The 24,001-nt window shown below is 60.5% G+C and carries 29 protein-coding genes; 15 read left to right on the top strand and 14 right to left on the bottom strand.

Annotated features, from left to right (window positions below):
* The first annotated feature begins 22 nt into the window (after positions 1–22).
* Complete coding sequence (coaD, locus tag ACMVPR_RS06240; RefSeq protein ID WP_292264458.1) at positions 23–523, top strand: pantetheine-phosphate adenylyltransferase; 501 nt, start codon at positions 23–25, stop codon at positions 521–523.
* A 55-nt stretch (positions 524–578) separates the two neighbouring features.
* Here coaD and ACMVPR_RS06235 read toward each other — a convergent pair whose 3' ends face one another.
* The 8 genes from ACMVPR_RS06235 to gap (ACMVPR_RS06200) form a co-directional block, all read right to left on the bottom strand.
* Positions 579–743, bottom strand: coding sequence for a hypothetical protein (locus tag ACMVPR_RS06235; RefSeq protein WP_300585656.1), 165 nt, complete (start codon positions 741–743; stop codon positions 579–581).
* Positions 744–944: 201 nt separating this feature from the next.
* Entirely contained in the window at positions 945–1,946 is a 1,002-nt protein-coding gene (gap, locus tag ACMVPR_RS06230; protein WP_416882140.1) for a type I glyceraldehyde-3-phosphate dehydrogenase, read from the bottom strand.
* A gap of 101 nt (positions 1,947–2,047) precedes the next feature.
* Entirely contained in the window at positions 2,048–2,191 is a 144-nt protein-coding gene (locus ACMVPR_RS06225; protein WP_292264463.1) for a glyceraldehyde-3-phosphate dehydrogenase, read from the bottom strand.
* Positions 2,192–2,246: 55 nt separating this feature from the next.
* Positions 2,247–2,765, bottom strand: a complete 519-nt coding sequence (locus tag ACMVPR_RS06220) for a helix-turn-helix transcriptional regulator (RefSeq protein WP_292264464.1) — start codon at positions 2,763–2,765, stop codon at positions 2,247–2,249.
* The gene (locus ACMVPR_RS06215; RefSeq protein ID WP_416882139.1) at positions 2,762–3,301 is read right to left on the bottom strand and encodes a cytochrome b/b6 domain-containing protein; all 540 of its coding nucleotides are present in this window, start codon (positions 3,299–3,301) and stop codon (positions 2,762–2,764) included. Before ACMVPR_RS06215 ends, ACMVPR_RS06220 begins: the two co-directional genes overlap by 4 nt.
* Positions 3,302–3,351: 50 nt before the next feature.
* Complete coding sequence (locus ACMVPR_RS06210; protein ID WP_292264466.1) at positions 3,352–3,600, bottom strand: PepSY domain-containing protein; 249 nt, start codon at positions 3,598–3,600, stop codon at positions 3,352–3,354.
* Between the two features lie 151 nt (positions 3,601–3,751).
* On the bottom strand, positions 3,752–5,011 hold the full coding sequence (locus ACMVPR_RS06205) for an MFS transporter (protein WP_416882138.1): 1,260 nt from the start codon (positions 5,009–5,011) through the stop codon (positions 3,752–3,754).
* Positions 5,012–5,193: 182 nt separating this feature from the next.
* Complete coding sequence (gene gap / locus ACMVPR_RS06200) at positions 5,194–6,198, bottom strand: type I glyceraldehyde-3-phosphate dehydrogenase (RefSeq protein WP_416882137.1); 1,005 nt, start codon at positions 6,196–6,198, stop codon at positions 5,194–5,196.
* A gap of 179 nt (positions 6,199–6,377) precedes the next feature.
* Here gap (ACMVPR_RS06200) and ACMVPR_RS06195 point away from each other — a divergent pair, with 179 nt between their 5' ends.
* From ACMVPR_RS06195 to ACMVPR_RS06185, 3 genes are read left to right on the top strand one after another with little or no spacing between them, the layout of a single operon-like run.
* Complete coding sequence (locus ACMVPR_RS06195) at positions 6,378–6,770, top strand: DoxX family protein (protein WP_416882136.1); 393 nt, start codon at positions 6,378–6,380, stop codon at positions 6,768–6,770.
* Positions 6,767–7,723, top strand: a complete 957-nt coding sequence (locus tag ACMVPR_RS06190) for a DUF808 domain-containing protein (RefSeq protein ID WP_416882135.1) — start codon at positions 6,767–6,769, stop codon at positions 7,721–7,723. The genes ACMVPR_RS06195 and ACMVPR_RS06190 overlap by 4 nt, the downstream gene beginning before the upstream one ends.
* A gap of 45 nt (positions 7,724–7,768) precedes the next feature.
* On the top strand, positions 7,769–8,059 hold the full coding sequence (locus ACMVPR_RS06185) for a hypothetical protein (RefSeq protein WP_416882134.1): 291 nt from the start codon (positions 7,769–7,771) through the stop codon (positions 8,057–8,059).
* 93 nt (positions 8,060–8,152) lie between these two features.
* On the opposite strand, the gene tkt is transcribed toward ACMVPR_RS06185, so the two are convergent.
* Positions 8,153–10,198 carry a transketolase gene (gene tkt / locus ACMVPR_RS06180; protein WP_416882133.1) on the bottom strand — a complete coding sequence of 682 codons (2,046 nt, stop codon included), beginning with the start codon at positions 10,196–10,198 and terminating at the stop codon, positions 8,153–8,155.
* A gap of 238 nt (positions 10,199–10,436) precedes the next feature.
* Here tkt and ACMVPR_RS06175 point away from each other — a divergent pair, with 238 nt between their 5' ends.
* Together ACMVPR_RS06175 and ACMVPR_RS06170 are read left to right on the top strand one after the other, a co-directional pair.
* Entirely contained in the window at positions 10,437–10,973 is a 537-nt protein-coding gene (locus ACMVPR_RS06175) for a hypothetical protein (RefSeq protein WP_416882132.1), read from the top strand.
* A complete protein-coding gene (locus tag ACMVPR_RS06170; protein ID WP_300585679.1) occupies positions 10,973–11,365 on the top strand; it encodes a cell division protein ZapA in 393 nt (130 codons plus the stop codon). The genes ACMVPR_RS06175 and ACMVPR_RS06170 overlap by 1 nt, the downstream gene beginning before the upstream one ends.
* 76 nt (positions 11,366–11,441) lie before the next feature.
* On the opposite strand, the gene grxD is transcribed toward ACMVPR_RS06170, so the two are convergent.
* From grxD to xth, 4 genes are all read right to left on the bottom strand, one after another.
* A complete protein-coding gene (gene grxD, locus ACMVPR_RS06165; protein WP_292267169.1) occupies positions 11,442–11,804 on the bottom strand; it encodes a Grx4 family monothiol glutaredoxin in 363 nt (120 codons plus the stop codon).
* The gene (locus tag ACMVPR_RS06160; protein ID WP_292267171.1) at positions 11,797–11,934 is read right to left on the bottom strand and encodes a hypothetical protein; all 138 of its coding nucleotides are present in this window, start codon (positions 11,932–11,934) and stop codon (positions 11,797–11,799) included. The genes grxD and ACMVPR_RS06160 overlap by 8 nt, the downstream gene beginning before the upstream one ends.
* Before the next feature lie 103 nt (positions 11,935–12,037).
* Positions 12,038–12,280 carry a BolA family transcriptional regulator gene (locus ACMVPR_RS06155; protein ID WP_292267173.1) on the bottom strand — a complete coding sequence of 81 codons (243 nt, stop codon included), beginning with the start codon at positions 12,278–12,280 and terminating at the stop codon, positions 12,038–12,040.
* Between the two features lie 75 nt (positions 12,281–12,355).
* Positions 12,356–13,138: an exodeoxyribonuclease III gene (xth, locus tag ACMVPR_RS06150; RefSeq protein ID WP_416882131.1), complete on the bottom strand. Its 783-nt coding sequence runs from the start codon at positions 13,136–13,138 to the stop codon at positions 12,356–12,358.
* A gap of 331 nt (positions 13,139–13,469) precedes the next feature.
* Here xth and ACMVPR_RS06145 point away from each other — a divergent pair, with 331 nt between their 5' ends.
* Positions 13,470–14,006 (top strand): hypothetical protein, encoded by a 537-nt coding sequence (locus ACMVPR_RS06145; protein WP_416882130.1) that lies wholly within the window; start codon positions 13,470–13,472, stop codon positions 14,004–14,006.
* 62 nt (positions 14,007–14,068) lie between these two features.
* A complete protein-coding gene (locus tag ACMVPR_RS06140) occupies positions 14,069–15,145 on the top strand; it encodes a DUF6902 family protein (RefSeq protein ID WP_416882129.1) in 1,077 nt (358 codons plus the stop codon).
* Positions 15,146–15,172: 27 nt separating this feature from the next.
* Here ACMVPR_RS06140 and ACMVPR_RS06135 read toward each other — a convergent pair whose 3' ends face one another.
* Positions 15,173–15,496 carry a HesB/IscA family protein gene (locus ACMVPR_RS06135; RefSeq protein ID WP_416882128.1) on the bottom strand — a complete coding sequence of 108 codons (324 nt, stop codon included), beginning with the start codon at positions 15,494–15,496 and terminating at the stop codon, positions 15,173–15,175.
* 83 nt (positions 15,497–15,579) lie between these two features.
* Between ACMVPR_RS06135 and ACMVPR_RS06130 the strand changes: the two genes are divergently transcribed.
* The 7 genes from ACMVPR_RS06130 (at position 15,580) to scpB (ending at position 23,905) form a co-directional block, all read left to right on the top strand.
* Positions 15,580–16,740 carry a deoxyguanosinetriphosphate triphosphohydrolase gene (locus ACMVPR_RS06130; protein ID WP_416882127.1) on the top strand — a complete coding sequence of 387 codons (1,161 nt, stop codon included), beginning with the start codon at positions 15,580–15,582 and terminating at the stop codon, positions 16,738–16,740.
* Positions 16,741–16,752: 12 nt separating this feature from the next.
* Entirely contained in the window at positions 16,753–18,582 is a 1,830-nt protein-coding gene (locus ACMVPR_RS06125) for a cation:proton antiporter (RefSeq protein WP_416882126.1), read from the top strand.
* A 56-nt stretch (positions 18,583–18,638) separates the two neighbouring features.
* A complete protein-coding gene (gene argS / locus ACMVPR_RS06120; protein ID WP_416882125.1) occupies positions 18,639–20,384 on the top strand; it encodes an arginine--tRNA ligase in 1,746 nt (581 codons plus the stop codon).
* Positions 20,385–20,458: 74 nt separating this feature from the next.
* Positions 20,459–21,442, top strand: a complete 984-nt coding sequence (locus tag ACMVPR_RS06115; RefSeq protein WP_416882124.1) for an SPOR domain-containing protein — start codon at positions 20,459–20,461, stop codon at positions 21,440–21,442.
* On the top strand, positions 21,439–22,452 hold the full coding sequence (locus ACMVPR_RS06110; RefSeq protein WP_416882123.1) for a glycoside hydrolase family 3 N-terminal domain-containing protein: 1,014 nt from the start codon (positions 21,439–21,441) through the stop codon (positions 22,450–22,452). Before ACMVPR_RS06115 ends, ACMVPR_RS06110 begins: the two co-directional genes overlap by 4 nt.
* A complete protein-coding gene (locus tag ACMVPR_RS06105; RefSeq protein WP_416882122.1) occupies positions 22,449–23,237 on the top strand; it encodes a segregation and condensation protein A in 789 nt (262 codons plus the stop codon). The genes ACMVPR_RS06110 and ACMVPR_RS06105 overlap by 4 nt, the downstream gene beginning before the upstream one ends.
* Complete coding sequence (gene scpB, locus ACMVPR_RS06100; RefSeq protein WP_416882121.1) at positions 23,234–23,905, top strand: SMC-Scp complex subunit ScpB; 672 nt, start codon at positions 23,234–23,236, stop codon at positions 23,903–23,905. The genes ACMVPR_RS06105 and scpB overlap by 4 nt, the downstream gene beginning before the upstream one ends.
* Positions 23,906–24,001: the final 96 nt, after the last annotated feature.

The raw sequence follows: 24,001 nt of genomic DNA, 5'->3' as shown, positions 1-24,001 counted from the left end.
GACGACTTGCCGGAGACTGCCCATGCGCATCGGTCTTTACCCCGGGACATTCGACCCGATCACAATGGGCCATATCGACATCATCCGACGGGCTTCGGCCTTTCTGGATCGGTTGGTGATTGGCGTTGCCATCAATCGCGACAAGGGACCGTTGTTCGACCTTAAAGAACGCGTTGCCATGATCGAGGCCGAATGTGTGTCTCTGTCCGAACAGACGGGAATCGAGATCGTTGTCCACCCGTTCGAGAACCTCCTGATCGACTGCGCCCGCGATGTGGAAGCCACGATCATCGTACGTGGACTGCGCGCGGTTGCGGATTTCGAGTATGAATTCCAGATGGTCGGGATGAACCGCGCGCTGGATGACAGCGTCGAGACGGTGTTCCTCATGGCCGAGGCCCGGCATCAGGCGATTGCCTCCAAGCTGGTCAAGGAAATCGCCCGGTTGGGTGGGGACGTATCAAAGTTCGTCACGGCGCCGGTGCGTCAGGCCCTGATCGAAAAATTCGGACCCGAAACATGACAAAAGCCGTGCAAGCATGCGCGGCTGTGTCCTGTGTCAACGAAGATGTCGTTGGTCAGCGGCCGTAAATGGCCTTGGCTGCGATCTTTTCCGCATCGCCGGGATAAATGTTCAAATCCAGCGCAACATCAAGCGGCATCGACCGGATTTCCCGAACTGTGCGATTGTAAGCGGCCCGCTTTTGAAGACGGTCCCGCAGGGAAGACATAAGATGGGCCATGGTCAGTCCTTTCCTTGCTTATGGTCCTGAGCCAGCAGACTGTTTGCGCTACCAGCTACAGGTCTGAAGATAGGGATGCTGCGCTGCAGAACAACTGACAGGTCCGAAAGGCCGCCTTGCGCTGACTGCAAGGGTCGCAACAAAAAAGGCCAGACATATGTGCCCGGCCTTTTCGATTTTACCAGATGGTAAAACTATGCGTCAGATCAGCTTGCCCATCGCAACAGCCGTATCGGCCATGCGGTTCGAGAAGCCCCATTCGTTGTCGTACCAGCTTAGGATACGAACCATGTGTCCGTCCATGACCTTAGTCTGATCCATGTGGAAGATCGACGAATGCGGGTCGTGGTTGAAGTCCGACGACACAAGCGGTTTGTCAGTATACCCGAGGATGCCCTTGAGCGGGCCATCAGCAGCGGCGCGGATCGCGTCGTTGATTTCCTCGACCGTGGTGTTGCGCGAGGCGGTGAAGGTCAGATCGACCACCGACACGTTGGGCGTGGGCACGCGGATCGCAACACCATCTAGCTTGCCGTTCAGTTCCGGCAGCACCAAACCCACGGCCTTCGCGGCCCCGGTGGAGGTCGGGATCATGCTAAGCGCCGCGGCGCGGGCGCGGTAAAGATCCTTGTGCATCGTGTCCAGCGTCGGCTGGTCGCCGGTATAGGAATGGATCGTGGTCATGAACCCACGCTCGATCCCGATGGCGTTATTCAGCACATATGCGACCGGAGACAGGCAGTTGGTGGTGCAGGACGCGTTTGACACGATCAGGTCATCGGCGGTCAGGCTGTCATGGTTCACGCCATAAACGATGGTTTTGTCCGCATCCTTGCCCGGAGCGGAAATCAGCACGCGGCTTGCACCGTTTTCAAGATGCGCCTGGCAGGCCTCTTTGCTGGTGAAGATGCCTGTACATTCCAGAACAACATCCACATCGGACCACGGCAGGTCTGCCGGGTTGCGGATCGCGGTCACCTTGATAGGGCCACGACCCACATCGATGAAATCCTCGCCGGTTTTCACCTCGACCGGAAAGCGGCCATGCACGCTGTCATATTGCAGAAGATGCGCGTTGGTTTCGACCGGACCCAGATCATTGATCGCGATAACCTCGATATCGGTGCGACCGGATTCGATGATGGCCCGCAGGATGTTGCGGCCGATGCGGCCAAATCCGTTGATGGCGACTTTGGTGCTCATTGGGATGCCCTCTCTGGTTCGGAGAGAAAACTCTGCCGGGTTCCGTTACCGCTAACAAACAGATGTCCGCGCAGCTGTCAAGCAACCGTACGGCCCGGTCGTCATCGCCAGAACGCGATCCAATCCAGGAAGTCGATCATTTTGGACGCAAGGAACATGAAACCGTCGCCTCCGGTCAGAAAGGCATCCACCGCCAATCCGCCAAGGATCATCAGCCCCAACCCGATGGCGAGTGTATTGGTCATCGTCGTCGCGCCCCTCTGCTCTTGGGTTCGAGAATGCCAGAGCGGGTCAGGCTTGTCACGCCGTGACGTCGTTGGGCGCGTGGGGGATCGACATCAGGTCTTCGATGAAGAGCCCAACAAAAGCACCGCGCCCGGTGACGCCCGCCTTGCGGTAGATGCCGTTGAGATGCGCCTTCACCGTGCCTTCAGCCGAGCCGCGCAGTTCGGCGATTTCGGCGATGCCGAAGCCCTTGAGAGCAAATAGCGCCACATCCCGTTCTGACGGGGTGAGCGACCACGTGTCGAACCGGGCCTCGACGATGTCGTGGAAGGCACCAGCCGCCAGACCAAGCTGCTCTTCCAGATGCGCCTTGCGCCGCAACAGGGCGAAAAGATAGCGGGTCTCGAAAATCACACCGGCGATCAGAGCAAGTACCGCCAGAAACTCGATAACGAAATGGCTCGACACAAACGCGGGGATCCCCATGTCGAACCCATCAACAACCACGTCCCAGAGGAAGAACGCCGCGCAAAGGGATTGCGCGACGATCAGGACCAGCAACGACACCGGTTTCGTGGAATTCTGGAAGGTCACGGCTCTGCCCTGGCTCCGTCCGGCACGGTCTTGACACCTGTGATCATGGCGCGCGGCAGGTTGACCCCGGTCCGGCGGCTTTCCCAGATCACCGCAAGCACATGCAGCACGATGGAAATCTCGGCCCAAGTTACCAAGGCCTCGTGGGTTTCTTCAACCCAGTCCACGCCCCAATATGCGTTTGTGGTCATCATGTAGCCGGTCAAACCGATCAGCAGGACCGATCCAAGCAGGTTGAAGATCATCAGCGCACCCAACGGGGTGTGGCCCAGGTGAATCCGTTTGCGGCCCGTGGCCATGTCGGACACCTGCGCCGTGACTTTGGACAGGGTTGGCCAGAACGATCCGAACCGCGCATAGCGGGACCCAACGAGGCCCCACAGCAACCGCGCGGCAATGAGCGCTACAAGGGCGTAGCCCAGCCATTCATGCAGCTTGCTTTCATCATCGGTAAAAAGCGCGTTGGCGGCAAAGCCAGCCACAAGCGCCCAGTGGAAGACCCGGACGAACGGGTCCCAGATTTTATAGGATGTCATGTTACGCTCCGGGATTGGCGGTCCGCGCACGAGGCGCGGACCAGCATGGATCAATCGTCGATCTTGGTGCTGACGACATTCAGAGCGGCATCGAGATAGAGCTCGTAGCGTTGACCGTTCTTGAGAACGTAGGCTTCGATCATGCCGTCTTCCATGTCGATCTTGCGGACTTCGTAACCTTCGGCGGTCAGCTTGTTGGTGATCTCGGTCACGCGTTCCGTGGTAAGGGCTGCGTCACTGGACGCGAAAGCCGATACCGGCAGAGCGAGGGCAAGGGCGAGGGCGAGAATACGTGTCATGGGATGTCTCCTTTGAGGGTCATGCGGGCTGCGACATGCAGCGCCGATGACCGTCACATGGCATTCCCGACTGCCTCGGAATATTGGTCTGGGGTCTGGATCAGCGCATCTCCAACAAAAGTTTAGAGCTGTTTTCCGCTGATTTGACCGATCAGGCACCAGCTCCGCGCTCGATCTCGCCTTGCTCCACAGCCCAGGCTCCCGCCGCTTCGACCGCCACGGGCGACGCGGTCGGAAGCACGCCAAGGTAGCTGTCCGTTTCGCTCACGGGGGATGCCGGGCGCTGGGTCATGCGGTATGCCGAATAGGCCGCAATCGCGACAAAAGTCACGCCGAGCACCATCCAGAACGCCTGCGGCCCCAATGCCTCCATCGCGGCGCCAGCGGCCAATGGACCGAGAATGGCGCCAATGCCAAAGGTAAGCACCAGCCCACCCGATGCCGCGGGCATATCCTCGGCATCCAATGTGTCGTTGGTGTAAGCGAGGATCAGGGCATAAAGCGGTGTGGTGACACCGCCGGTCAGAAAGGCGGCTCCCATCAGCAGCACAATGCTGGGGCCATTGATCCAACCCAGAATACAGAAAGTCGCGCCGAGGGCCGAACAGCCGAGAATGAGCTTTCTTCGGTCCATTCTGTCCGACAGCCACCCGATTGGAAACTGGAGCAGCAGGGCACCGCCAAAGAGCATCGCGATGAACAGCGATATCTCATTGGCGCTCATCCCCACTTGTGCCCCATAGACAGCCCCCATGCCGGATTGCGTGGCGTAAATCGTGCCCAGCAAGAAGATTCCCACCGTCCCCAAGGGCGATCCCCGAAACAAGTCGCGCAACGGCATGGGCCGGGTGACCTCGGCCGCAGGAGTAGGTGTGACGGACAAAAGGATCGGTCCGAACGAGATCGACACAAGGATCGACGCGCCGATGAACAGGCCTGCGGTTGCCGCGTCTCCAAGGGTTAAAAGGCCCTGCGCCCCGATGATGCCAAGCGTCTGGGCGATCATGTAGGCCGAAAGCACCTTGCCGCGGGTTTCGTTGGTGGCCGATGCATTGAGCCAGCTTTCCGCTGTCACATAGACCCCGGACATGCAGAACCCGACCAATATGCGCAACACCGTCCACAGGATTGGGTCCGTGAGCAGGGGAAACGCGATCAGCGCCGCGGACATGAAGCTGCCAAGCGCCGCAAAGACGCGCACATGTCCGACCCGTTTTATCATTCCCGGCGTCAGCCGCGCCCCTGACAAAAATCCAAGGAAGTACCCGGACGCGACAATCGCCAATTCTGTGGCCGAGAATCCTTCGATGTCACCGCGCAGACCGATCAGCGTAAAATGCATGCCGTTGCCCAGCATGATAAACACAATGCCGATCAAGAGCGCCCAGATGCCTGAAAATATCTGCGCCATTTGCCAGCCCCTGTGATGCGACGAAAACCTGTCCTCGACGCAAGGCTAGGGGACTCGCGCAGGAGCGCTATTGCTGCAGCGCCGCATTGGGAGCGAAGCGCGACGCGCGCGGTCGCAAAAAGCAAAACACCTGCAACGAATTTATCTCGTTGCAGGTGCTCTTTATCTGGAATGTGCTTGGCTTAGTGAAGCAGACGGCCCATCGCACCGGCCACATCAGCCATGCGTGCCGAGAAGCCCCATTCGTTGTCGTACCACGCCAGAACGCGCACCATACGATTGCCCACGACCTTGGTCTGGTCCGGCGCAAAGATCGACGATTGCGTGGTGTGGTTGAAGTCGATGGAGACCTTGGGTTCGGGATCGTAGGCCATAACCGTACCCATATGGGTGGCGGCGGCTTCGCGCACCACTTCGTTCACATCGGCAACGGTGACGTCCTTGCTGGCGTAGAAGGTCAGGTCCACAGCCGACACGTTCGGGGTCGGCACGCGCACGGCAGAGCCATCAAGCTTGCCCTTGAGGTTCGGAAGCACTTCCCCCAGCGCCTTTGCGGCCCCGGTGGAGGTCGGGATCATCGCCATGGCGGCTGCGCGGGCGCGGTAGAGGTCGGCATGGCGGCGATCCAGCGTCGGCTGGTCGCCGGTATAGGAGTGGATCGTGGTCATGATGCCGCTCTCGATGCCGATCGCCTCGTCCAGAACCTTGGCCAACGGCGCGAGGCAGTTTGTGGTGCAGGAGCCGTTCGAGATCATCGTGTCACCGGCCACAAGCGAGCGGTGGTTCACGCCATAGACGATGGTTTTCTGCACGTTCTTGGCCGGGGCCGAGATCAGAACCGACTTCGCACCGCGCTCCATGTGGATGCCCGCCTTGGCGCCATCGTTGAAGTTGCCGGTGCATTCCAGAACCACGTCACAGCCCGACCAGTCGAGTTCTTCGGGGTTGTAGGTCGAAAAAACCTCCATCGGGCCACGGCCCAGATCCATCGTGTTGCCCTTGACCTTGACCTCTCCGCCGAAGCGACCGTGCACGCTGTCATAGCGCAGCAGATGCGCGTTGGTCTCAATCGGGCCTGTCGCGTTGATCTTCACCACCTGCACGTCATTGCGCGAGCTTTCGGCGATATGGGCGAGGGTGCAGCGGCCGATCCGACCGAAACCGTTGATTCCAAGAGTGACGGTCATGGGCATGTCTCCTGCGCTGTGCGTTAGGGGTCGTATACGCAGGTATGCTGCAACCGCAAAGTAAAAAGGTATGATTTCACAATATGTTAGCGCAAAACCTATGGCTCGGCCGGATGATGGCGCTAACGCTTCGCGACGGTTTGCGGTAACACCGAACCTATGTTGCGGAATCGGAAATTATGATGGTGCTGGCAGATCTCGCGGTCCTGATCGGACGTATTCTGATTGCAGCGCTTTTCGTCGGGGGCGCGATCCAAAAGGCTGTGGACCCCGAACCGGCGATGCAGTTGCTGTCCGGTTTCAATCTGCCCACGGCCTTGGTGTGGGTGGCGCTTGGGTTCAACGCCATCGCAGGGGGGATGGTGGCGGTCGGCTGGGCGGTACGCCCCGTGGCTGTGCTACTTGCAGCCTATTGCGCGGTAACAAGCGTCTTTCACCTGATCCCCGAAGATCCGTGGCAAATGAGCATCTTCGTCAAGAACTGGGCCATTGCCGGAGGGTGCCTTGTGCTGGCGGCTCATGGACCGGGGCGCTATGTCTTGGGCAAGATACATGGGGGACAGCGGGTATGAGCGGATTGTTGGCGCTTCTGGACGACGTGGCGGGCATCGCAAAGGTGGCCGCGGCCTCGATCGACGACATCGGTGCGGCGGCGGCCAAAGCCGGGTCGAAAACCGCAGGCGTCCTGATCGACGACGCGGCGGTCACTCCAAAATACCTGCATGGGTTCGAACCCGCCCGCGAATTGCCGATCATCTGGCGCATCGCGCGGGGATCACTGATCAACAAGCTGGTGTTCCTTCTGCCCGCAGCATTGCTGCTGTCGACCTTCGCACCGTGGATGATCCCGCCCTTGCTGATCCTTGGCGGAAGTTACCTCTGTTTCGAAGGGGCGGAAAAGATCGTGCATGTGCTGCGCCCCCATGACGATCATTCCGGTGGACCGGATGGCAGCCACGACATTCAGGACCCGTTGCATCTGGAAGAGGAAAAGGTCAAAGGCGCGATCAAGACGGATTTCATCCTGTCGGCCGAGATCATGACCATTGCGCTGTCGGTGATCGAAGAAGGCAACATCTGGATGCAGGGGGCCACACTGGCGCTTGTCGGCATCATGGTCACACTGGCGGTCTATGGCGCGGTGGCGGTGATCGTGAAGATGGACGATGTGGGCCTTTGGCTTTCGCAGGTAGGGCGGCTTGGGCTGACCCGTGCCTTGGGGCGCGGGATCGTCAAGTTCATGCCATGGCTGCTCAAGATGCTGACCGTGGTGGGCACGGCGGCGATGCTCTGGGTCGGTGGATCGATCATCGTGCATTCCATCGCGCAGATGGGCTGGCATGGGCCCGAGGATGCCATCCACGGCGTCGCCGTGGCCATCGGGGCAGGGCAGGCTTTTGTCGAATGGGCTGTGACGGCCGGCATCGACTTTGTTCTGGGTTTCATTTGGGGCCTGATCCTGATCCCGGTCGGGGTCAAGATCATCGGTCCGGTCTGGACGGCGGTGATGCCGAAAGGTGTCTGAGGCGCGTTAATCCTGTCTTAACTCTGTTCGAGCTAAGCATGGGACATGACGATTCCGAGCTTTCTTGATCCAGACACCTGGTTGCGCAACGTCTTCTCGGCAAAGGCAGTGGGACGGGGCGGTGTGATCCACCGCTCCGCCTGCGATGTCGAACAGGTTGTGGGACGCGACGCTTTTCTGCGCGAGGTGCGGCGGCGCGGGTTCACGCTGGTGGAAAACGGCGATCAGCTTGTGGTGTTCTGCAATCGCGACCCCGTGCGTCTGGTCGTGCAACGCGATCCACCGAGCCTGTCACAACGGGCCAGGCCAACAGGTCGGGACTCGCATTTTCGGTGATGTTTCGAGTGTCCAACGCGTCTACGCGTTCGGGCGATGCATCGATGCATCGCTTATGGGCGACCCCGGCTCGCGAGGTCGCCCAAAGCTTATCTACGCGCGGGGATCGGGCTGCCAGCGGCCCTCGACCAGGTCGCGCACTTTTTGTGCCACGGCCTCGGCAGTGATCCCGAACTTCTCGTAAAGCGTTTCCGCAGGGGCCGACGCACCGAACCCGTGCATGCCGACAAAGCCCGACTTCTCGCGCTTGCCGCGCTCGCCATAGAGCCAGCGGTCCCAACCAAAGCGGATGCCCGCCTCGACGGCCACGCGCACCGGGCCACCTGGCAACACGCGCTTGCGATACGCCTCGTCCTGCTCCTCGAACAGCTCCCAGCAGGGCATAGACACCACCCGCGTGCCGATCCCTTCGGCGTGCAGGATATCACGCGCCGCCATTGCGATCTCGACCTCAGAGCCGGTCGCCATCAGGATCGCCTGACGCTTGCCCTCGGCATCGGCCAGCACATAGGCGCCTTGCGCCGTGAGGTTCTTGGTCTTGTGTTCGGTCCGCACGGTCGGAAGGTTCTGCCGGGTCAGTGACAGCACGGACGGCGTCTTGGTCTGGGTGAACGCGATCTCCCACGCCTCAGCGGTTTCCACCGTGTCGGCAGGACGGAACACCAGCGTGTTCGGCGTTGCGCGGCTGATCGCCAGATGTTCGACCGGCTGGTGGGTCGGGCCGTCTTCGCCCAGACCGATGCTGTCATGCGTCATCACGTAGACCGTCGGCACCTGCATCAAGGCCGAGAGGCGCATCGCAGGGCGGGCATAATCGGTGAAACACATGAACGTGCCGCCATAGGGGCGGATGCCACCATGCAGCGCCATGCCGTTCATCGCCGAGGCCATGCCGTGTTCGCGAATGCCCCAATACATGTAGCGGCCCTTGCGGTTGTCCACGTCGAACACGCCCAGATCGCCGGTCTTGGTGTTGTTCGACCCGGTCAGGTCAGCCGAGCCGCCAAAGGTTTCCGGCAGGATTGGATTGACAACTTCAAGCACCATTTCCGAGCTTTTGCGCGTGGCCAATTTGGGCGCGCTTTCGCTGATCTGCTTTTTCAGCGCCTTGATGGTTGAAGACAGCTTCTTCGGCGCTTCACCGGCCATGGTGCGCGCGAATTCAGCCTGACGGGCATCCGACATGTCGGCCAGTCGGGCTTCCCACTCAACACGGTCTGCCGTGCCGCGGCGACCGATTTCTTCCCACGCCGACTTGATGTCGGCCGGCACTTCGAACGGGCCGGTGGTCCAGCCCCAGACCGCTTTGGCCGCCGCGTTCTGGTCCGCATTGGTCAGCGCGCCGTGACCTTTGGAGGTGTCCTGCGCCGCGTGACCCAGCGCGATATGTGTCTTGCAGGCGATCATCGACGGGCGCTTGTCCGCCTTCGCAGCAGTGATCGCCGCGTCGATCTCGGCCGGGTTGTGGCCGTCGATCTCCTGCACGTGCCAGCCCGCTGCAGTAAAGCGTGCAACCTGATCGGTGCGGTCGGACAGCTCAACCGTGCCGTCGATGGTGATGTTGTTGTTGTCCCAGAAGACGATCAGCTTGGACAGCTCCTGACGTCCTGCAATGCCGATGGCTTCGTGGCTCACGCCCTCCATCAGGCACCCGTCGCCTGCGATCACGTACGTATAATGATCGACCAGCTTCTTGCCGAAGCGCGCGCGCAGCGCTTCTTCCGCCATCGCAAAGCCAACCGAGTTGGCGATGCCCTGACCCAGCGGGCCGGTTGTGGTCTCGATCGCCTGTGCGAGAAAGTTCTCGGGATGGCCTGCGGTTTTCGCGCCCCATTGGCGGAAATTCTTGACCTGATCCAGGGTGATTTCGGGATCGCCCACAAGGTACAGCAGCGAATAGAGCAGCATCGATCCGTGACCCGCCGACAGGATGAACCGGTCGCGGTCGTGCCAGCCGGGATGGGCGGCGTCGAACTTGAGGTGCTTTTCATAAAGCACGGTGGCCACATCCGCCATGCCGATGGGCATGCCCGAATGTCCGGAATTGGCGGCAGCCACGGCATCAAGCGTCAGCGCACGGATCGCCGCCGCCTTGTTCCAATGGTCGGGGTTCTGGGCTTTGAGGGTCTCGATATCCACGGGCCGTCTCGTCCTTCATGATGGGGGCAAAAGGGGTCGTTGAGGGCGCTCATACCAGCGTCAACGCAGAGTTCAAGCGGCACAGCCTTGCCATATGTGCATAAGGGGGCGCATTTTCGAACGCGGATTGTTAAACTTTCACATTAAGAGGACGGAGCGATTCGTTTCGAGAGCACGGAAAAATGCGTCTGGCGGTGTCTCGCCAACGGTGGGCGCACAACAAACGGGGATCAGGCAAATGACCCAAATTGACGAGTTGCAATATCGCATAACGGCGGCGCTGGACCGGGTGGCACAAGGTGTAGCCCGGTTGGAAGAGCGTGCAGCACAGGCCGTTCCAGAGGTGCCCGCCGAGCCGGGAATCGACCCGGCAGAGGTGGCGCATCTACAGGATGCGCTGGACGAGGAAAAGCTGGCCAACGCCCAGTTGGAAGAGCGGGTGCGGAAGCTCCACGAAACCCACCGGCAAGAGATCGAAGCGATCAAGGCCGCAGCGGCACCGGCACCAGCGGCACCCACGGTGGATGTGGCGGCGTTGGACCTCGATCTCCAGCGCCTGCGCCAGTCCAACGAGATGCTGCGCGCCACGAACGAAGAACTGCGCAAGGCACTGGCCGAGAATGTTGGCGAACCGCATCTCATCAACAAGGCCATGTTGGCCGAATTGGAGGGCCTGCGCGCCGCCCGCTCGGTCGAGGCGGCAGAGACACGCGCGATCATCGCGTCCCTGACGCCGTTGCTTGAAGCTGCAGCTGAAACCGAGGAGGCGAACTGATGCCCGAAGTCGAAATCACCATCGGCGGTCGCAGCTTTGATGTGGCCTGCCAGGAAGGCGAAGAGCAATACCTGCATTCTGCGGCCCGCATGCTCGACACCGAAGCACAGGTTCTGGCGCAGCAGGTCGGACGTATCCCCGAAGCACGGATGCTCCTCATGGCGGGGCTGATGCTTGCAGACAAGACGGCCGGTCTTGAGGACAAGCTGCGCGAAAGCGAAGACCGTGCAGCCGCCTACCTGTCGGAACTGCGGGCGCTCAAGGACGCGCCGCCGCCCCAGCCGGAACGGATCGAGGTACCGGTGGTGCCAACGGACGTGACCGAGTCGCTTCAGGAAATCGCGGCACGCGCCGAAGCTCTGGCCCGCGATGTGGAAGAAAAAGCAGGGTAGGGCGACACTGCCTCAGACCCAAACGCAAAACGGCGCCCGTCAGGGCGCCGTTGGTCATTCGCGAGAAACGAACCGATCAGGAATTCGCTTCGCGGATCTTCTCGGCGGCGTCCTTGTCATAGCCGACGCCGTTCTCATCAAAGAGCTGGTCCAATTCGCCCGAAAGGGTCATCTCGGTGATGATGTCGCAGCCACCGACGAATTCGCCTTTGACATAAAGCTGCGGGATCGTCGGCCAGTCGGAATATTCCTTGATGCCCTGACGGATATTCTCGTCCGCCAGCACGTTCACATCGGCATACTCGACGCCCATGTAGTTCAGCACGCCAGCCACCTTGCTCGAAAATCCGCATTGCGGCATCGTTTTGGTGCCTTTCATGTAGAGCACCACGTCATTCGACTTCACGGTCTCTTCGATAATCTGTTTCGCGTCAGTCATTCTCTTGCTCCATCTCTTCGCGGCGTTTCCGATCCTTGCGGATATACGGCATGGTTGCGCCGACAGTTATCACAGTGACAAGGCCAATGGCTGCAAACATTGGCCAGGTGTTGGTCAGAAAGTCGATCATGCTGCGCCTGTGTGGCGGGCCGTTTCTGCCGGACGACACCACGTGGCATCGGCAAAAGGACCGATCGACAGGATCATCAGGATATTCCAGAGCCGCGCGGGCATCAGGCCGGTGCTTTCGTGGTGAGCGCCAGCGCGTGCAACTCGCCCTGCGATCCATCCATCTTGCCCTTGAGGGCGGCGTAGACGGCACGCTGCTGCTGGACCCGGTTCATGCCCTTGAAGCTTTCGTCGATCACCTCGGCCGCGTAATGATTTCCGTCGCCGGCCAGATCGGTGATGGTGATCTTGGCGTTGGGAAACTCTGCGCGGATCAGGTCTTCGATTTCCTGCGCTTGCATGGCCATGGCGCTGCTCTCCGGTTGTGGACGTTGCAAAAGATGTATGCCGGGCTTTGGTATTCCGCAAGCCGGTGCTGACGATCAGGCCGCCAGCGACACCCAGACCGGGACGTGATCCGACGGTTTCTCGCGTCCCCGCACCGCGCTTTCGATCCAGCACTCTGTCATCAGGTCGGCGCATTCGGGTGTGAGCAGGAAATGGTCGATGCGAATGCCATTGTTCCGCTCCCATGCGCCCGCCTGATAATCCCAGAACGAATAATGCCCGTCACCTTGGGTGCAGGCGCGGAAGGCTTCGGTAAAGCCAAGGTTCAGAATGCGGCGGAAGGCAGCGCGCGACTCGGGCCGGAAGAGCGCGTCATCGGTCCATTGCTCGGGCTTGGCCGCGTCCTCTGCCTGCGGAATGATATTGTAGTCGCCCGCCATCAACGCTGGCATCTCGTCCGCCAGCAGGTCCCGCGCCCGGGCTTCCAGCCGCTTCATCCAGTCCAGCTTGTAGTCGTATTTCGGCCCCGGCGCCGGGTTTCCGTTGGGCAGGTAGAGCCCGCACACCCGCACGGCTTGCGTATCGCCGATCACCGTCGCCTCGATCCAGCGCGCCTGTTCGTCGCTGTCGTCACCGGGAAGGCCGCGCGTGACATCTTCCAACGGCAGCTTGGACAGGATCGCCACGCCGTTGAACCCTTTCTGACCGTGGGTTTCCACGGTGTACCCCAAATCTTCCAGTTCTTGGCGCGGGAACGCCTCGTCCACCGATTTGATCTCTTGCAGCAGCGCCACATCCGGCGCGCTGTCGCGCAGCCAATCCGTCAGTGCGGGCAGGCGCGCCTTGATCCCGTTGATGTTGAACGTGGCGATTTTCATCTGATGTCTCCCCGATTGTCCCCTCTATCCCAAGAAGGACCGGTCCAGACAAGCGCCGATCGTGTCGAATCGAGTGACATTGGAGCCAGAGATTCGCGCCTCGACACGGCGCAGGACTTGCACAAACGGCATGCCATCTCTGCTCGCATGAACTTATCCCCAGATTTTTGAAATCTGTTGATAACTTCAGGACCCATTCGACAGGAACAACCTATGAGTGAATCTTCATGTGGATAAGTCTTTTGAATACCCGTTAAACGATAATTGATCTTCTCAAATTCAATTTTTACGTGCCAGCTTTGGAACATCAAACCAGCCAGAGGAGGCCAACATGACCGCAGTTCGCAAACTTCAGATTACCAATAACCTTCTGCAAGATCAGCAAATTTCCGACATGCACGGTGGCGACGCAACAGCTTTGTTCACATCGGGTTCCGCGCCGTTCGCATCGACCGATGCATTGATGGGCGATGCCGTCGAGATGTTCACCTCTGGCTCCGCTCCGGCAACCAGCGCAACCGCTCTGATGGGCGACGCGACAGGCCTCTTCACATCCGGTTCCGCACCGGCAGGCACATCCGCCAGCATCGGCGACGCGGTCGAAATGTTCACCTCCGGTTCCGCGCCGACCACGTCCGATGCCCGCACAGGTGATGCTGTCGAAGCGTTCACTTCCGGTTCGGCACCGACCACATCCGATGCCCGCACCGGCGACGCCGTCGAAGCGTTCACCTCCGGCTCCGCACCGACCACATCCGATGCCCGCACTGGTGATGCTGTCGAAGCGTTCACTTCGGGTTCGAGCCCGGTGACCGCCGAAACCACAACCGATGGCGAGGGCTGTGCACTCTTCACGTCCGGCTCTTGAGTGACGCTTTGACCCGGGGCGGGGAGGCCTGTCCCTTGTTACCCCCCAAGGAGGATTGAACCATGACCAATGTCATCACTTTCACCCCCCCGTCCCGGATCACATCGCAAGAAGCGCGCCTTGGCGCGCTTCTGAGCTGCTTTGCCGAACACCGCCGCCATGGCGATGACGTGTTCTGGCTCAAGGAAAACGCAGAAATTTTGAACATTCTGGAATGTACGGGCACCCGTCCGGGTGATGCCGCGCTCGACGCCTACACGGAATTTTACCAATCAGTCGAAAAACGCCTGCGCTTCTTCCCACAATACTACCGGTTCTTCCTGTCGATCACGCTCGACCTTGAAGACCTCGGCATGGCTGGAAACCACGCAGAGCGCATTGTCCATTGGGCGCAGACCCGGGATCTGCCTCGCGCAGAACTGTCCGATCTGCAACGCATGGAAGCGCAGCGGCTGATGGCACGGCGCGATATGGCGCCAAAGGGCGAGGACGCGACACTGGAAGACCGCGCGCGCTACTTCATGGGACGGTCCGACACCTTCGCGTTGCCCAACAAGAAAGCCGCGTATGAGCTGACACATCTTGTGTTCTATCTCAGCGAATATGGCCGCTGCGACCCGCAGCTTGACGCCGACGGCAAGCGCAGTCTGCACTTTGCCGGAATCCTCGCATTCATCGAACAGAACGCCGATCTCTTGTCCGAGATTTGCATCGCGATGCATTACGCCGGAGACGTGCCGCCCGTGCTCTGGACCGATTGGCTGAAACGGGAAACGGCGCTCTTTACCGTGACTGATGGTCCATCCGTCAGCGTTCAAGACGATTACCACGAATTTCTGGTGTGCAACTGGCATCAGGCTTTGGTCGGCGATACCGCCTTCGCCAAGGGCTTTGTCTATGACCGGATGCGGTTTGACCACAATGTCAGCCGCGCCACACCCATGCGCGAGATGTCAGAAGCGATGTTCAGCCTGGACGATGCCCGCAGCGGGGATTGGATCAGCATGCGTCTTTACATGGAAGACCGGCTGTCACCCGAGGCCATGCGCGTGCTGGAACAGGCGGAAACCTCGTCGAACCATTTTCACGACTTCTTCCATGGCTTCGCCCGCGCCGAAACGCCCAACGCATTGCATTGATGGGAGGGGGGCCGCAGCCCCCGATCCTTACATCGAGAAGCTTGTACCGCAGCCACAGGATGATGTGGCATTCGGGTTCTCGATCACGAACCGCGCGCCAATCAGTTCTTCGGAAAAGTCGATCACCGCGTTTGAGAGAAACGGCAGGGACACCGAATCCACAACAACGCGTTCACCTTGCCCTTCAAGCACCAGATCGTCTGCCGCCGGTTCATCCAGTTTGATCTCATACTGGAACCCGGAACAGCCACCGCCTTCAACCGCGATGCGCAGGGCCTTGCCCTCGGCACTGGCGCCGATCTCGGACAAACGTTCGAACGCACGAATCGTCACTTTCGGTGGAAGCTGCATGTCACCCTCGGGTTCGCTTTGAATTGTTCCGTGATCTGAATATAAGGGCAGTCGGGACAGGGAACAAGAACAGGCGGTCGAACATGACGGCGCAATTTGCATGCGATCCGGCCACGTCGCGCGGTAGGCTATACCCCGAAGAGGAAAGCGCCTTTCGCTCCTGTTTCCAGCGGGACCGGGATCGGATCATTCACGCCTCGGCATTTCGACGGCTCAAGCATAAGACACAGGTCTTCATCGAACACGAGGGCGATTACTTCCGTACGCGCCTGACCCATTCCATCGAAGTTGGACAGGTGGCGCGCACCATTTCCAAGACGTTGGGGCTGGATCTGGAACTGACCGAAGCCGTGGCGCTGGCGCATGATCTGGGGCACACGCCTTTTGGTCATACGGGAGAAGACGCGCTTGATGCGCTGATGCAGCCCTATGGAGGGTTCGATCACAACGCACAGGCGATCCGCATCGTCACCGCCCTGGAGCGGCACTACGCCGATTTCGACGGGTTGAACCTCACCTGGGAAACTCTTGAAGGCATTGCAAAACACAACGGTCCGGTGAAGCAGCCGATCCCGCACGCGCTGGCGGCATATAACGCAAGGCACGATCTGGAACTGCACACACACGCAAGCGCCGAGGCGCAGGTCGCGGCCTTGTCCGACGACATCGCCTACAACCACCACGATTTGCATGATGGCCTGCGGGCAGAGCTGTTCTCGACCGACGAACTGGCTGAGCTTCCCATCGTAAGTGATTGTTTTGCAGAAGTAGATCGCATCTACCCCGGCCTGAATTACTACCGCCGCCGCCATGAGGCGCTGCGCCGGTTCTTCGGCGTTCTGGTCAGCGATGTGATCACCGTAACCCGCGCCAACCTGAAAGAGCTCGACCCAAAATCGCCCGAGGACATCCGCGCAGCGGGGCGGATGATGGTGCAATTCAACCCTGCGCTCTGGTCTGACCTCAAGGTGATCCGCGAATTCCTGTTCCACCGCATGTACCGCGCGCCCGGCGTGATCGAGATGCGCGCGCAGGTCACCAAGGTGATCAACGAACTCTTCCCGCTTTTTATGTCCGATCCGGCCCTTTTGCCCAAGCAATGGCGCAAGGATGTTGCAGAAATTGAAACCGAGACGGAACTCGCACGGCTTGTCGGGGATTACATAGCCGGGATGACCGACCGGTTTGCCCTGCAGGAGCATGCGCGCCTGACGGGTTCGGATGTGATTTCCGCAAGGTCATAAAAGGAATACATCGTGGCAACACCTGCAGACGCCGGAATGAATCCGGTCACCGCTTTTGCATTGGTCGGAGTTCTGGGCGTCGGCGCCCAGTGGCTGGCATGGCGGTTGAACCTTCCGGCGATTGTTCTGATGTTGCTGGCAGGTCTGCTCGTGGGTCCGGTGTTCGGCATCCTCGATCCGTCCGTGGCGATGGGAGATTTGCTGCAACCGATTGTGGCAATTGCAGTGGCGATCATCCTCTTTGAAGGGGGTCTGACGCTCAATTTCAAATCCCTGACGGATGCGGCGGTTGGCGTTAAACGACTGGTCTTTATCGGCGGCCCCATCGGTTGGCTGCTGTCTGCCTCCGTGCTGCATTATGTAGGTGGGCTCAGTTGGGCCACGTCGGCAGTGTTTGGCGGCATCATGATCGTCACCGGGCCAACGGTGATTGCACCGCTGTTGCGTCAGGCGCGGTTGAAACGCCGCCCGGCGGCGCTTTTGCAATGGGAAGCCATTGTGAACGACCCGGCAGGCGCTTTGGCCGCAGTTTTGGCCTTCGAAGTGGTGCTGGTCTGGCAGACCGCGACCACGGTGGAACAGGCCATCACCGAGCTTGCCATCGGAATCGTTGTCGCCACTCTGGTTGGGCTTGCCGCAGGCTGGGGCATCGCGAAATCCTTCTCCAGCGGCTGGGTGCCGGAATACATGAAGGTGCCGGTGCTGTTTGTGAGCGTGCTGGTGGCCTTTGCCGCCTCGGACTCGCTGCTGCATGAAAGCGGGCTTCTTGCCGTGACCATCATGGGCGTCTGGATCGCCAACGCGCATCTGCCCAGCCATGCCGAGATGCACCGCTTCAAGGAACATGCGACGATCCTGCTTGTATCCGGCGTGTTCATTCTGCTGGCCGCCAACATGACCCGCGAGACCCTTCTGGCGATGAACTGGCAGACGCTGGCGACGGTGGTCGCCGTGATCCTGATCGCGCGCCCGGTGACCGTGCTGATTTCGCTGGCCTTTTCCAACGTGCCTTGGGCGGAACGCCTGTTGGTGGCTTTCACCGGCCCGCGCGGCGTGGTTTTGGTCGCCGTTGCGGGCCTCTTCGGGGACCGTCTCGTTCAGGCCGGGATCGAGGACGCGGCGCAGATCTCGTCGCTCGCCTTTGCGCTGGTGGCCGGCACGGTTGTTTTGCACGGATTCACGCTGAAGCCGGTAGCGACGTTGCTTGTTTTGACCGCATCCAGCACCCCCGGAGTGCTTTTGGTGGGTGGGAACCGCTGGACAGTGGAATTCGGGTCGCTGCTGAAAAAGCTCGATCTGCCAGTGATGATCTCGGACCCGAACCGCAGCCATCTGCGCGAGGCGCGGGATGCAGGCCTCAGCATCTACACGGGCGACATTCTGTCGGAAGGGGCAGAGCACCGGCTGGATCTGATGGCCTATGAAACCGTCATCGCCGCCACCGACAACGATGCCTACAACACACTGGTCGCCACCGACCTCGCTCCGGAGTTCGGACGCGAGAATGTCTACCAGTTGGCCCGTGAAACCTCGGATTCAGCCCGCTATGCTCTGCCGCCGAAACTGGGCGGGCGGGCCATTGGCGCGGGCGAGACCTACTGGCAGGTGCAGCGCCGCATGTGGGACGGTTGGGAATTCCGCTCCACCACATTGTCCGAGGAATTCACCCTCGAGGATTGGTACAACACCCATCCAGAAGGCATCCCGATTGCCGATATCGGCCCGCGCGGCACGCTGCGCATTCTGGGGCCGAAGGATACGCCCAAGGACACGCGCGGCACCCGTCTGATTGCCATGCTTCCGATGAAAGAGCATCGCGCCAAAGTCGAACAGCAAGCCTGAGGTTTGACGCCGCGCGCCAAGGTGGTAGAGGACGTTCCGAACAAAGGACGTGTGACATGAACCTCTTCTCCGATATCCGGGCGCTTGTGATTGATAGCCTGAACGCGATGGTGGCCGAAGGCGCGCTGCCAAGTGGTCTCGACTTTGCCAATGTGACGGTCGAGCCGCCACGCGACCCGCTGCATGGTGATATGGCCACCAACGCGGCGATGGTGCTGGCAAAACCTGCCGGAGCCAAACCGCGTGACATCGCCGAGGCTCTGGCTGCCAAGCTGGTTGATGATGCGCGTGTGTCGTCCGCCGAAGTCGCCGGTCCGGGCTTTCTCAACATGCGGCTTGGCGATGGCGTCTGGCAGTCCTTGCCCAAGGCGATCCTGACCGAGGGCACGACCTATGGCAAATCCGACATGGGGCAGGGCAAAAAGGTCAACGTGGAATATGTGTCTGCCAACCCCACCGGCCCGCTGCATGTGGGTCATACACGGGGCGCGGTCTTTGGGGATGCATTGGCGTCGTTGCTCGATTACGCGGGATATGACGTCACAAGGGAATACTACATCAACGATGGGGGCGCGCAGGTCGATGTGCTCGCCCGGTCGGTGTACCTGCGGTATCAGGAAGCGCACGATCTGAGCGTTGACTGGCCCGAGGGCAGCTATCCCGGTGACTACCTGATCGAGGTGGGTGAAGCGCTCAAGGACAAGATCGGCGACAAATACCTCAACGCGCCGGAAGAAGAGTGGCTGGAAGAGGTGCGCGACTTTGCCACCGATGCGATGATGCTGCTGATCCGCAGTGACCTTGCCTTGCTCGGCGTCGAGATGGATCGGTTCTTCAGCGAAAAATCGCTCTATGGAACAGGCATGATCGAAGCCGCAATCAAGTCTCTTGACGATAAGGGTCTGATCTACCGGGGTACGCTGGAACCACCCAAGGGCAAAACACCCGAGGATTGGGAACCGCGCGAACAGACCTTGTTCCGGTCCACTGCGCATGGGGATGATGTGGATCGGCCGATCCAGAAATCGGACGGGGCATGGACGTACTTCGCCCCCGACATCGCCTATCACTATGACAAGGTTCAGCGCGGCTATGACCTGTTGATCGACGTCTTCGGCGCCGATCACGGTGGCTATGTGAAACGGATGAAGGCGGCGGTCAGTGCGCTGTCAGACGGAAAGACACCGCTCGACATCAAGCTCACGCAGTTGGTCAAGCTGTTCAAGAACGGAGAGCCGTTCAAGATGTCCAAGCGGGCAGGGACCTTTGTCATGCTCCGCGACGTGGTCGATCAGGTGGGTCCCGATGTGACGCGGTTCCACATGCTCACCCGCAAGAATGACGCGCCGCTTGATTTCGATTTCGACAAGGTGCTGGAACAGTCCAAGGACAACCCGGTCTTTTACGTGCAATACGCCAATGCGCGGGTGCATTCGGTGTTGCGCAAGGCCAAAGAGGCCGGAATTGCTGTGGATGATGCCACGCTGGCCGGGGTCGATCTGTCAGGCATGACCCACGACAGCGAATTGGCCGTGGCCCGCAAACTGGCTGAATGGCCGCGTTTGGTCGAGATTGCCGCCCGCACAAACGAGCCGCATCGGATCGCGTTCTATCTCTATGAACTCGCCTCCGATCTGCACGCGCTGTACAACAAGGGCAACGATGTTCCGGAACTGCGCTTTTTGCAGGAAGGCAACACCGACGCCACACAGGCGAAAATCGCCCTCGCGCGGTCCGTCTCTGTTGTTATTTCCGCAGGCCTTGGTATCTTGGGAGTCACTCCGGTCGAAGAAATGCGCTGACACAAGCGCCGCGATCGGTTGAGGCAAAGGCAAGAAACCACCGGTGGCAACGACCGCCGGACAATGAGGCGGACATGGCAGACATGCATATGACGGGCCCCGCACGCGGGGAAGGGACGTCTGGCAACCTGGCCACGACAGCCAATTGGCTGGGCGCGGCCATGTCGCTGGCACTGGTGATTGGTGTGGCAGTTTGGGGATACCGGCTGATCATGCGTGACGTTTCGGGCGTGCCCGTGGTGCGGGCGATCGAAGGCCCGATGCGCGTCGCTCCGGAGAATCCCGGCGGACAGATCGCGCGCCACGAAGGTTTGGCGGTGAACGACGTCGCCGGGCTTGGCACCTCGGCGCCGCCACCGGATCAGATCGTTCTGGCCCCACGTCCGCTTGATATCACCGAAGACGATATGATCGTGACCGAGATCACAGACACCCGCACGCTCACTCCGCAGGAAGAAGTTGCGCTTGCAGCACTTCAGCAGGATGCCGCAACACAGGCTCCGGCACTGTCGCTGACCGATATCGCGAATGCAGATGACCCGATCAAGGCGTTGGCAGATCAGATCGCGGCAAACGCAACGCCCTTCACGGAAATCGCCCCGGCGCCCGGAACTGGCGTGTTCGACAGCACAGCCGAAACGGAAGAGCTGGCGTCCGCGGACGTCATTCCGCAGTCGGTTCCGGGTGTCGCGCGGTCGTTGCGGCCAGCGCAGCGCCCTGCGGGACTTCAACTCGCATCCCTGTCGTCCCCAGCTGCGCGGGATGTGTCCGCTGGCGTCGCGGAACGCGACCCTGGTGCCATTCCGGCAGGCACCCGTCTGGTGCAATTCGGCGCGTTTGACAGTCCTGAAATCGCCCGCGAGCAATGGACGAAGCTGTCGGCCCGGTTTGGCGAATACCTTGGCGACAAGGAGCGCGTGATCGAAGAAGCCACATCAGGCGGTCGTGTCTTTTACCGTCTTCGCGCACATGGGTTCGAGGACCTGAGCGAGTCGCGGCGCTTCTGCGCTGCCCTTGTGGCCGAGGGTGCGGACTGCATCCCCGTGGTCAGCCGGTGACATCCAAACCGTTCGGAGCGGCCATTTTCGGCTGTGATGGCGTGCGCTTGTCCAAGGAAGAGCGCGCATTTTTTGCCGATGCCAATCCGTTTGGGTTTATCCTGTTCGACCGCAATCTCGAAAGCGCGGATCAGATCCGTGCTTTGACATCGGACCTGCGCGCAGCAGTCGGCTGGACCGCGCCCATCTTCATCGATCAGGAGGGCGGCCGCGTGCAAAGGTTGCGAGCGCCATTGGTCACCGACTGGTTGCCGCCTTTGGATCATGTGACCCTGTTGGGCCCCAATGCCGAAGCGGGCATGCGCCTGCGCTATCGGATCATCGCGCATGAACTGATGGCGCTTGGCATTGACGCGAACTGCGCCCCGATGCTGGATGTCGCCCGCCCCGAGACCCATCCGTTCCTGCGCAACCGGTGTTACGGATCAAATCTTGACCAAGTGGTAAAAATTGGCCGCGCCGTGGTCCAAGGCCACGAGCAGGGCGGCGTATTCCCGGTGATCAAACACATTCCCGGCCACGGTCTTGCGCAGATGGACAGCCACCTTGACCTGCCGCGCATCGATGTGCCCACGGGCACGCTGGATCAGATCGATTTCGCGGCTTTCCGCCCCTTTGCCGATGTGGCCATGGGGATGACGGCGCATCTGGTCTACAGCGCGTTCGGCGAAACAGGCCCCGCCACCACGTCGCCGACGATGATACAACGCATCCGCCATGATCTGGGCTTTACTGGCCTTCTGATGACCGACGACATCGGCATGCAGGCGCTGTCGGGCACCGTGCCGGAACGAGGCGCTGCATCCATCGCCGCAGGCTGCGACGTGATCTTGCACTGCAACGGAGATCTGGCTGAACGCATTGCCCTGATGGACCGTGTTGGCACGATGCCCGACGCCAGCCAATCCCGTGCCGAGGCCGCGCTGGCGCGTCGAACCCAGCCTCAGGATGTTGACATTGCCGCCCTCAAAGCCAAGCTTGCGGAACTGGAGCAAGGGCGCTGTGCATGAACGACGCGACATCGGACATTTTTGAAAGCTCAGTCGCGGATCGGCTGGCGGCGGAAGCACTGATCGTCGACGTTGACGGGTTCGAAGGCCCGCTTGACCTGCTTCTGACACTCAGCCGTACTCAGAAAGTCGACCTGCGCAAAATTTCTGTCCTGGAACTGGCGCGGCAATATCTGGGCTTTGTCGAGAAGGCCAAGGCGTTGCGCATCGAACTGGCCGCCGATTACCTTGTGATGGCGGCGTGGCTCGCGTTTCTCAAATCCCGCCTGTTGCTGCCACCGGATCCCACCGAAGACGGCCCGTCCGGCGAAGACCTTGCCGCGCATCTTGCGTTCCAGCTGGAACGACTGCAGGCGATGCGGGATGTGGCCGCGAAGCTGATGGCCCGCGATCAGTTGGGCCGCGATTTCTTTGCCCGAGGGATCACTCAGGACGTCGAACGGGTGCGCAAGGTCGAATACACCGCAACGCTGCTTGACCTGATGCAAGGCTATGCCCGCATCCGCACCAAAGACGAGTTCCGCCCCTTCGTGATGGACCGCGACGCGGTCTTCACCATGGAACAGGCGCTGGAGCGGATGCGCGGGCTGATCGGCTTTGCAGGGTCTTGGACCGACATCTCCAGCTACATGCCGGACGGTTGGGATGCGGACCCGGTGCGCTGGCGGTCGGCCACGGCGGCGACCTTTGCCGCGTCCTTGGAACTAGCAAAGGAAGGCAAGGTCGAGCTGCGCCAGTCCGATACTTTCGCGCCCATTGAACTGCGCCGGAGAGACGGACGATGACCGACGACACCGATATCGACACCGAAGTCGAGAAAAGCCTCTTCGAAGCCCCGCCCATGGGCGAACAGGAACGCATGGTCGAAGCGATCCTCTTTGCCACGGCAGAACCTGTCACGGTCAAGGATCTGAACGACCGCATGCCGCACGGGTCAGACGCCGCCGAGGCGCTGGTCTACCTGCGCAAACGCTACGAGGGCAGGGGTGTGAACGTGGTCAAGGTGGGCGACGCCTGGGCCATCCGCACGGCACCGGACCTTGGGTTTCTGATGCAAAAGGAAACGGTCGAAACCCGCAAACTCAGCCGTGCCGCCATCGAAACGCTGGCGATCATCGCCTATCACCAGCCCGTCACCCGCGCCGAGATCGAAGAAATCCGCGGCGTTTCGGTCAGCCGCGGAACGGTGGATCAGCTTCTGGAAATGGAGTGGATTCGCTTTGGCCGACGCAAGATGACGCCGGGCCGCCCGGTGACATTTGTCGTGACGCAGGACTTTCTAGACCATTTCGGCCTCGAATCCGCGCGCGACCTGCCAGGGCTCAAGGAATTGCGCGCCGCTGGCCTGCTGGAAAACCGCCCGCCACTGGGAACGCTTCCGCAGATGGGCGAAGGCGACGTGGATTCCGAGGAAGAGACCGAAGAGGGCCAGTCCGAACTCTTCGAGGACTGAGCTTTTTTCCGTTAACGGAAAGATACGATGCGTCGACGCATCGCGCGCCCAAACCGACCGATTTTTCGCAAAAAGATGCGGATTTCCTGAAACAAT

The organism is Marivita sp., assembly GCF_048006345.1.
In the GTDB taxonomy this organism is placed as follows: Bacteria; Pseudomonadota; Alphaproteobacteria; order Rhodobacterales; family Rhodobacteraceae; genus Marivita.
The sequence above is the reverse complement of the archived record's forward strand: the minus strand, read 5'-3'. Positions and strand labels throughout refer to the sequence as shown.

Coding starts and splice junctions, on each gene's coding strand:
- coaD (WP_292264458.1), top strand. CDS start 23: ATGCGCATCGGTCTTTACCCCGGGACATTCGACCCGATCACAATGGGC.
- ACMVPR_RS06235 (WP_300585656.1), bottom strand. CDS start 743: ATGGCCCATCTTATGTCTTCCCTGCGGGACCGTCTTCAAAAGCGGGCC.
- gap (WP_416882140.1), bottom strand. CDS start 1,946: ATGAGCACCAAAGTCGCCATCAACGGATTTGGCCGCATCGGCCGCAAC.
- ACMVPR_RS06225 (WP_292264463.1), bottom strand. CDS start 2,191: ATGACCAATACACTCGCCATCGGGTTGGGGCTGATGATCCTTGGCGGA.
- ACMVPR_RS06215 (WP_416882139.1), bottom strand. CDS start 3,301: ATGACATCCTATAAAATCTGGGACCCGTTCGTCCGGGTCTTCCACTGG.
- ACMVPR_RS06210 (WP_292264466.1), bottom strand. CDS start 3,600: ATGACACGTATTCTCGCCCTCGCCCTTGCCCTCGCTCTGCCGGTATCG.
- ACMVPR_RS06205 (WP_416882138.1), bottom strand. CDS start 5,011: ATGGCGCAGATATTTTCAGGCATCTGGGCGCTCTTGATCGGCATTGTG.
- gap (WP_416882137.1), bottom strand. CDS start 6,198: ATGACCGTCACTCTTGGAATCAACGGTTTCGGTCGGATCGGCCGCTGC.
- ACMVPR_RS06195 (WP_416882136.1), top strand. CDS start 6,378: ATGATGGTGCTGGCAGATCTCGCGGTCCTGATCGGACGTATTCTGATT.
- ACMVPR_RS06190 (WP_416882135.1), top strand. CDS start 6,767: ATGAGCGGATTGTTGGCGCTTCTGGACGACGTGGCGGGCATCGCAAAG.
- ACMVPR_RS06185 (WP_416882134.1), top strand. CDS start 7,769: ATGACGATTCCGAGCTTTCTTGATCCAGACACCTGGTTGCGCAACGTC.
- ACMVPR_RS06175 (WP_416882132.1), top strand. CDS start 10,437: ATGACCCAAATTGACGAGTTGCAATATCGCATAACGGCGGCGCTGGAC.
- ACMVPR_RS06170 (WP_300585679.1), top strand. CDS start 10,973: ATGCCCGAAGTCGAAATCACCATCGGCGGTCGCAGCTTTGATGTGGCC.
- grxD (WP_292267169.1), bottom strand. CDS start 11,804: ATGACTGACGCGAAACAGATTATCGAAGAGACCGTGAAGTCGAATGAC.
- ACMVPR_RS06160 (WP_292267171.1), bottom strand. CDS start 11,934: ATGATCGACTTTCTGACCAACACCTGGCCAATGTTTGCAGCCATTGGC.
- ACMVPR_RS06155 (WP_292267173.1), bottom strand. CDS start 12,280: ATGGCCATGCAAGCGCAGGAAATCGAAGACCTGATCCGCGCAGAGTTT.
- xth (WP_416882131.1), bottom strand. CDS start 13,138: ATGAAAATCGCCACGTTCAACATCAACGGGATCAAGGCGCGCCTGCCC.
- ACMVPR_RS06145 (WP_416882130.1), top strand. CDS start 13,470: ATGACCGCAGTTCGCAAACTTCAGATTACCAATAACCTTCTGCAAGAT.
- ACMVPR_RS06140 (WP_416882129.1), top strand. CDS start 14,069: ATGACCAATGTCATCACTTTCACCCCCCCGTCCCGGATCACATCGCAA.
- ACMVPR_RS06135 (WP_416882128.1), bottom strand. CDS start 15,496: ATGCAGCTTCCACCGAAAGTGACGATTCGTGCGTTCGAACGTTTGTCC.
- ACMVPR_RS06130 (WP_416882127.1), top strand. CDS start 15,580: ATGACGGCGCAATTTGCATGCGATCCGGCCACGTCGCGCGGTAGGCTA.
- argS (WP_416882125.1), top strand. CDS start 18,639: ATGAACCTCTTCTCCGATATCCGGGCGCTTGTGATTGATAGCCTGAAC.
- ACMVPR_RS06115 (WP_416882124.1), top strand. CDS start 20,459: ATGGCAGACATGCATATGACGGGCCCCGCACGCGGGGAAGGGACGTCT.
- ACMVPR_RS06105 (WP_416882122.1), top strand. CDS start 22,449: ATGAACGACGCGACATCGGACATTTTTGAAAGCTCAGTCGCGGATCGG.
- scpB (WP_416882121.1), top strand. CDS start 23,234: ATGACCGACGACACCGATATCGACACCGAAGTCGAGAAAAGCCTCTTC.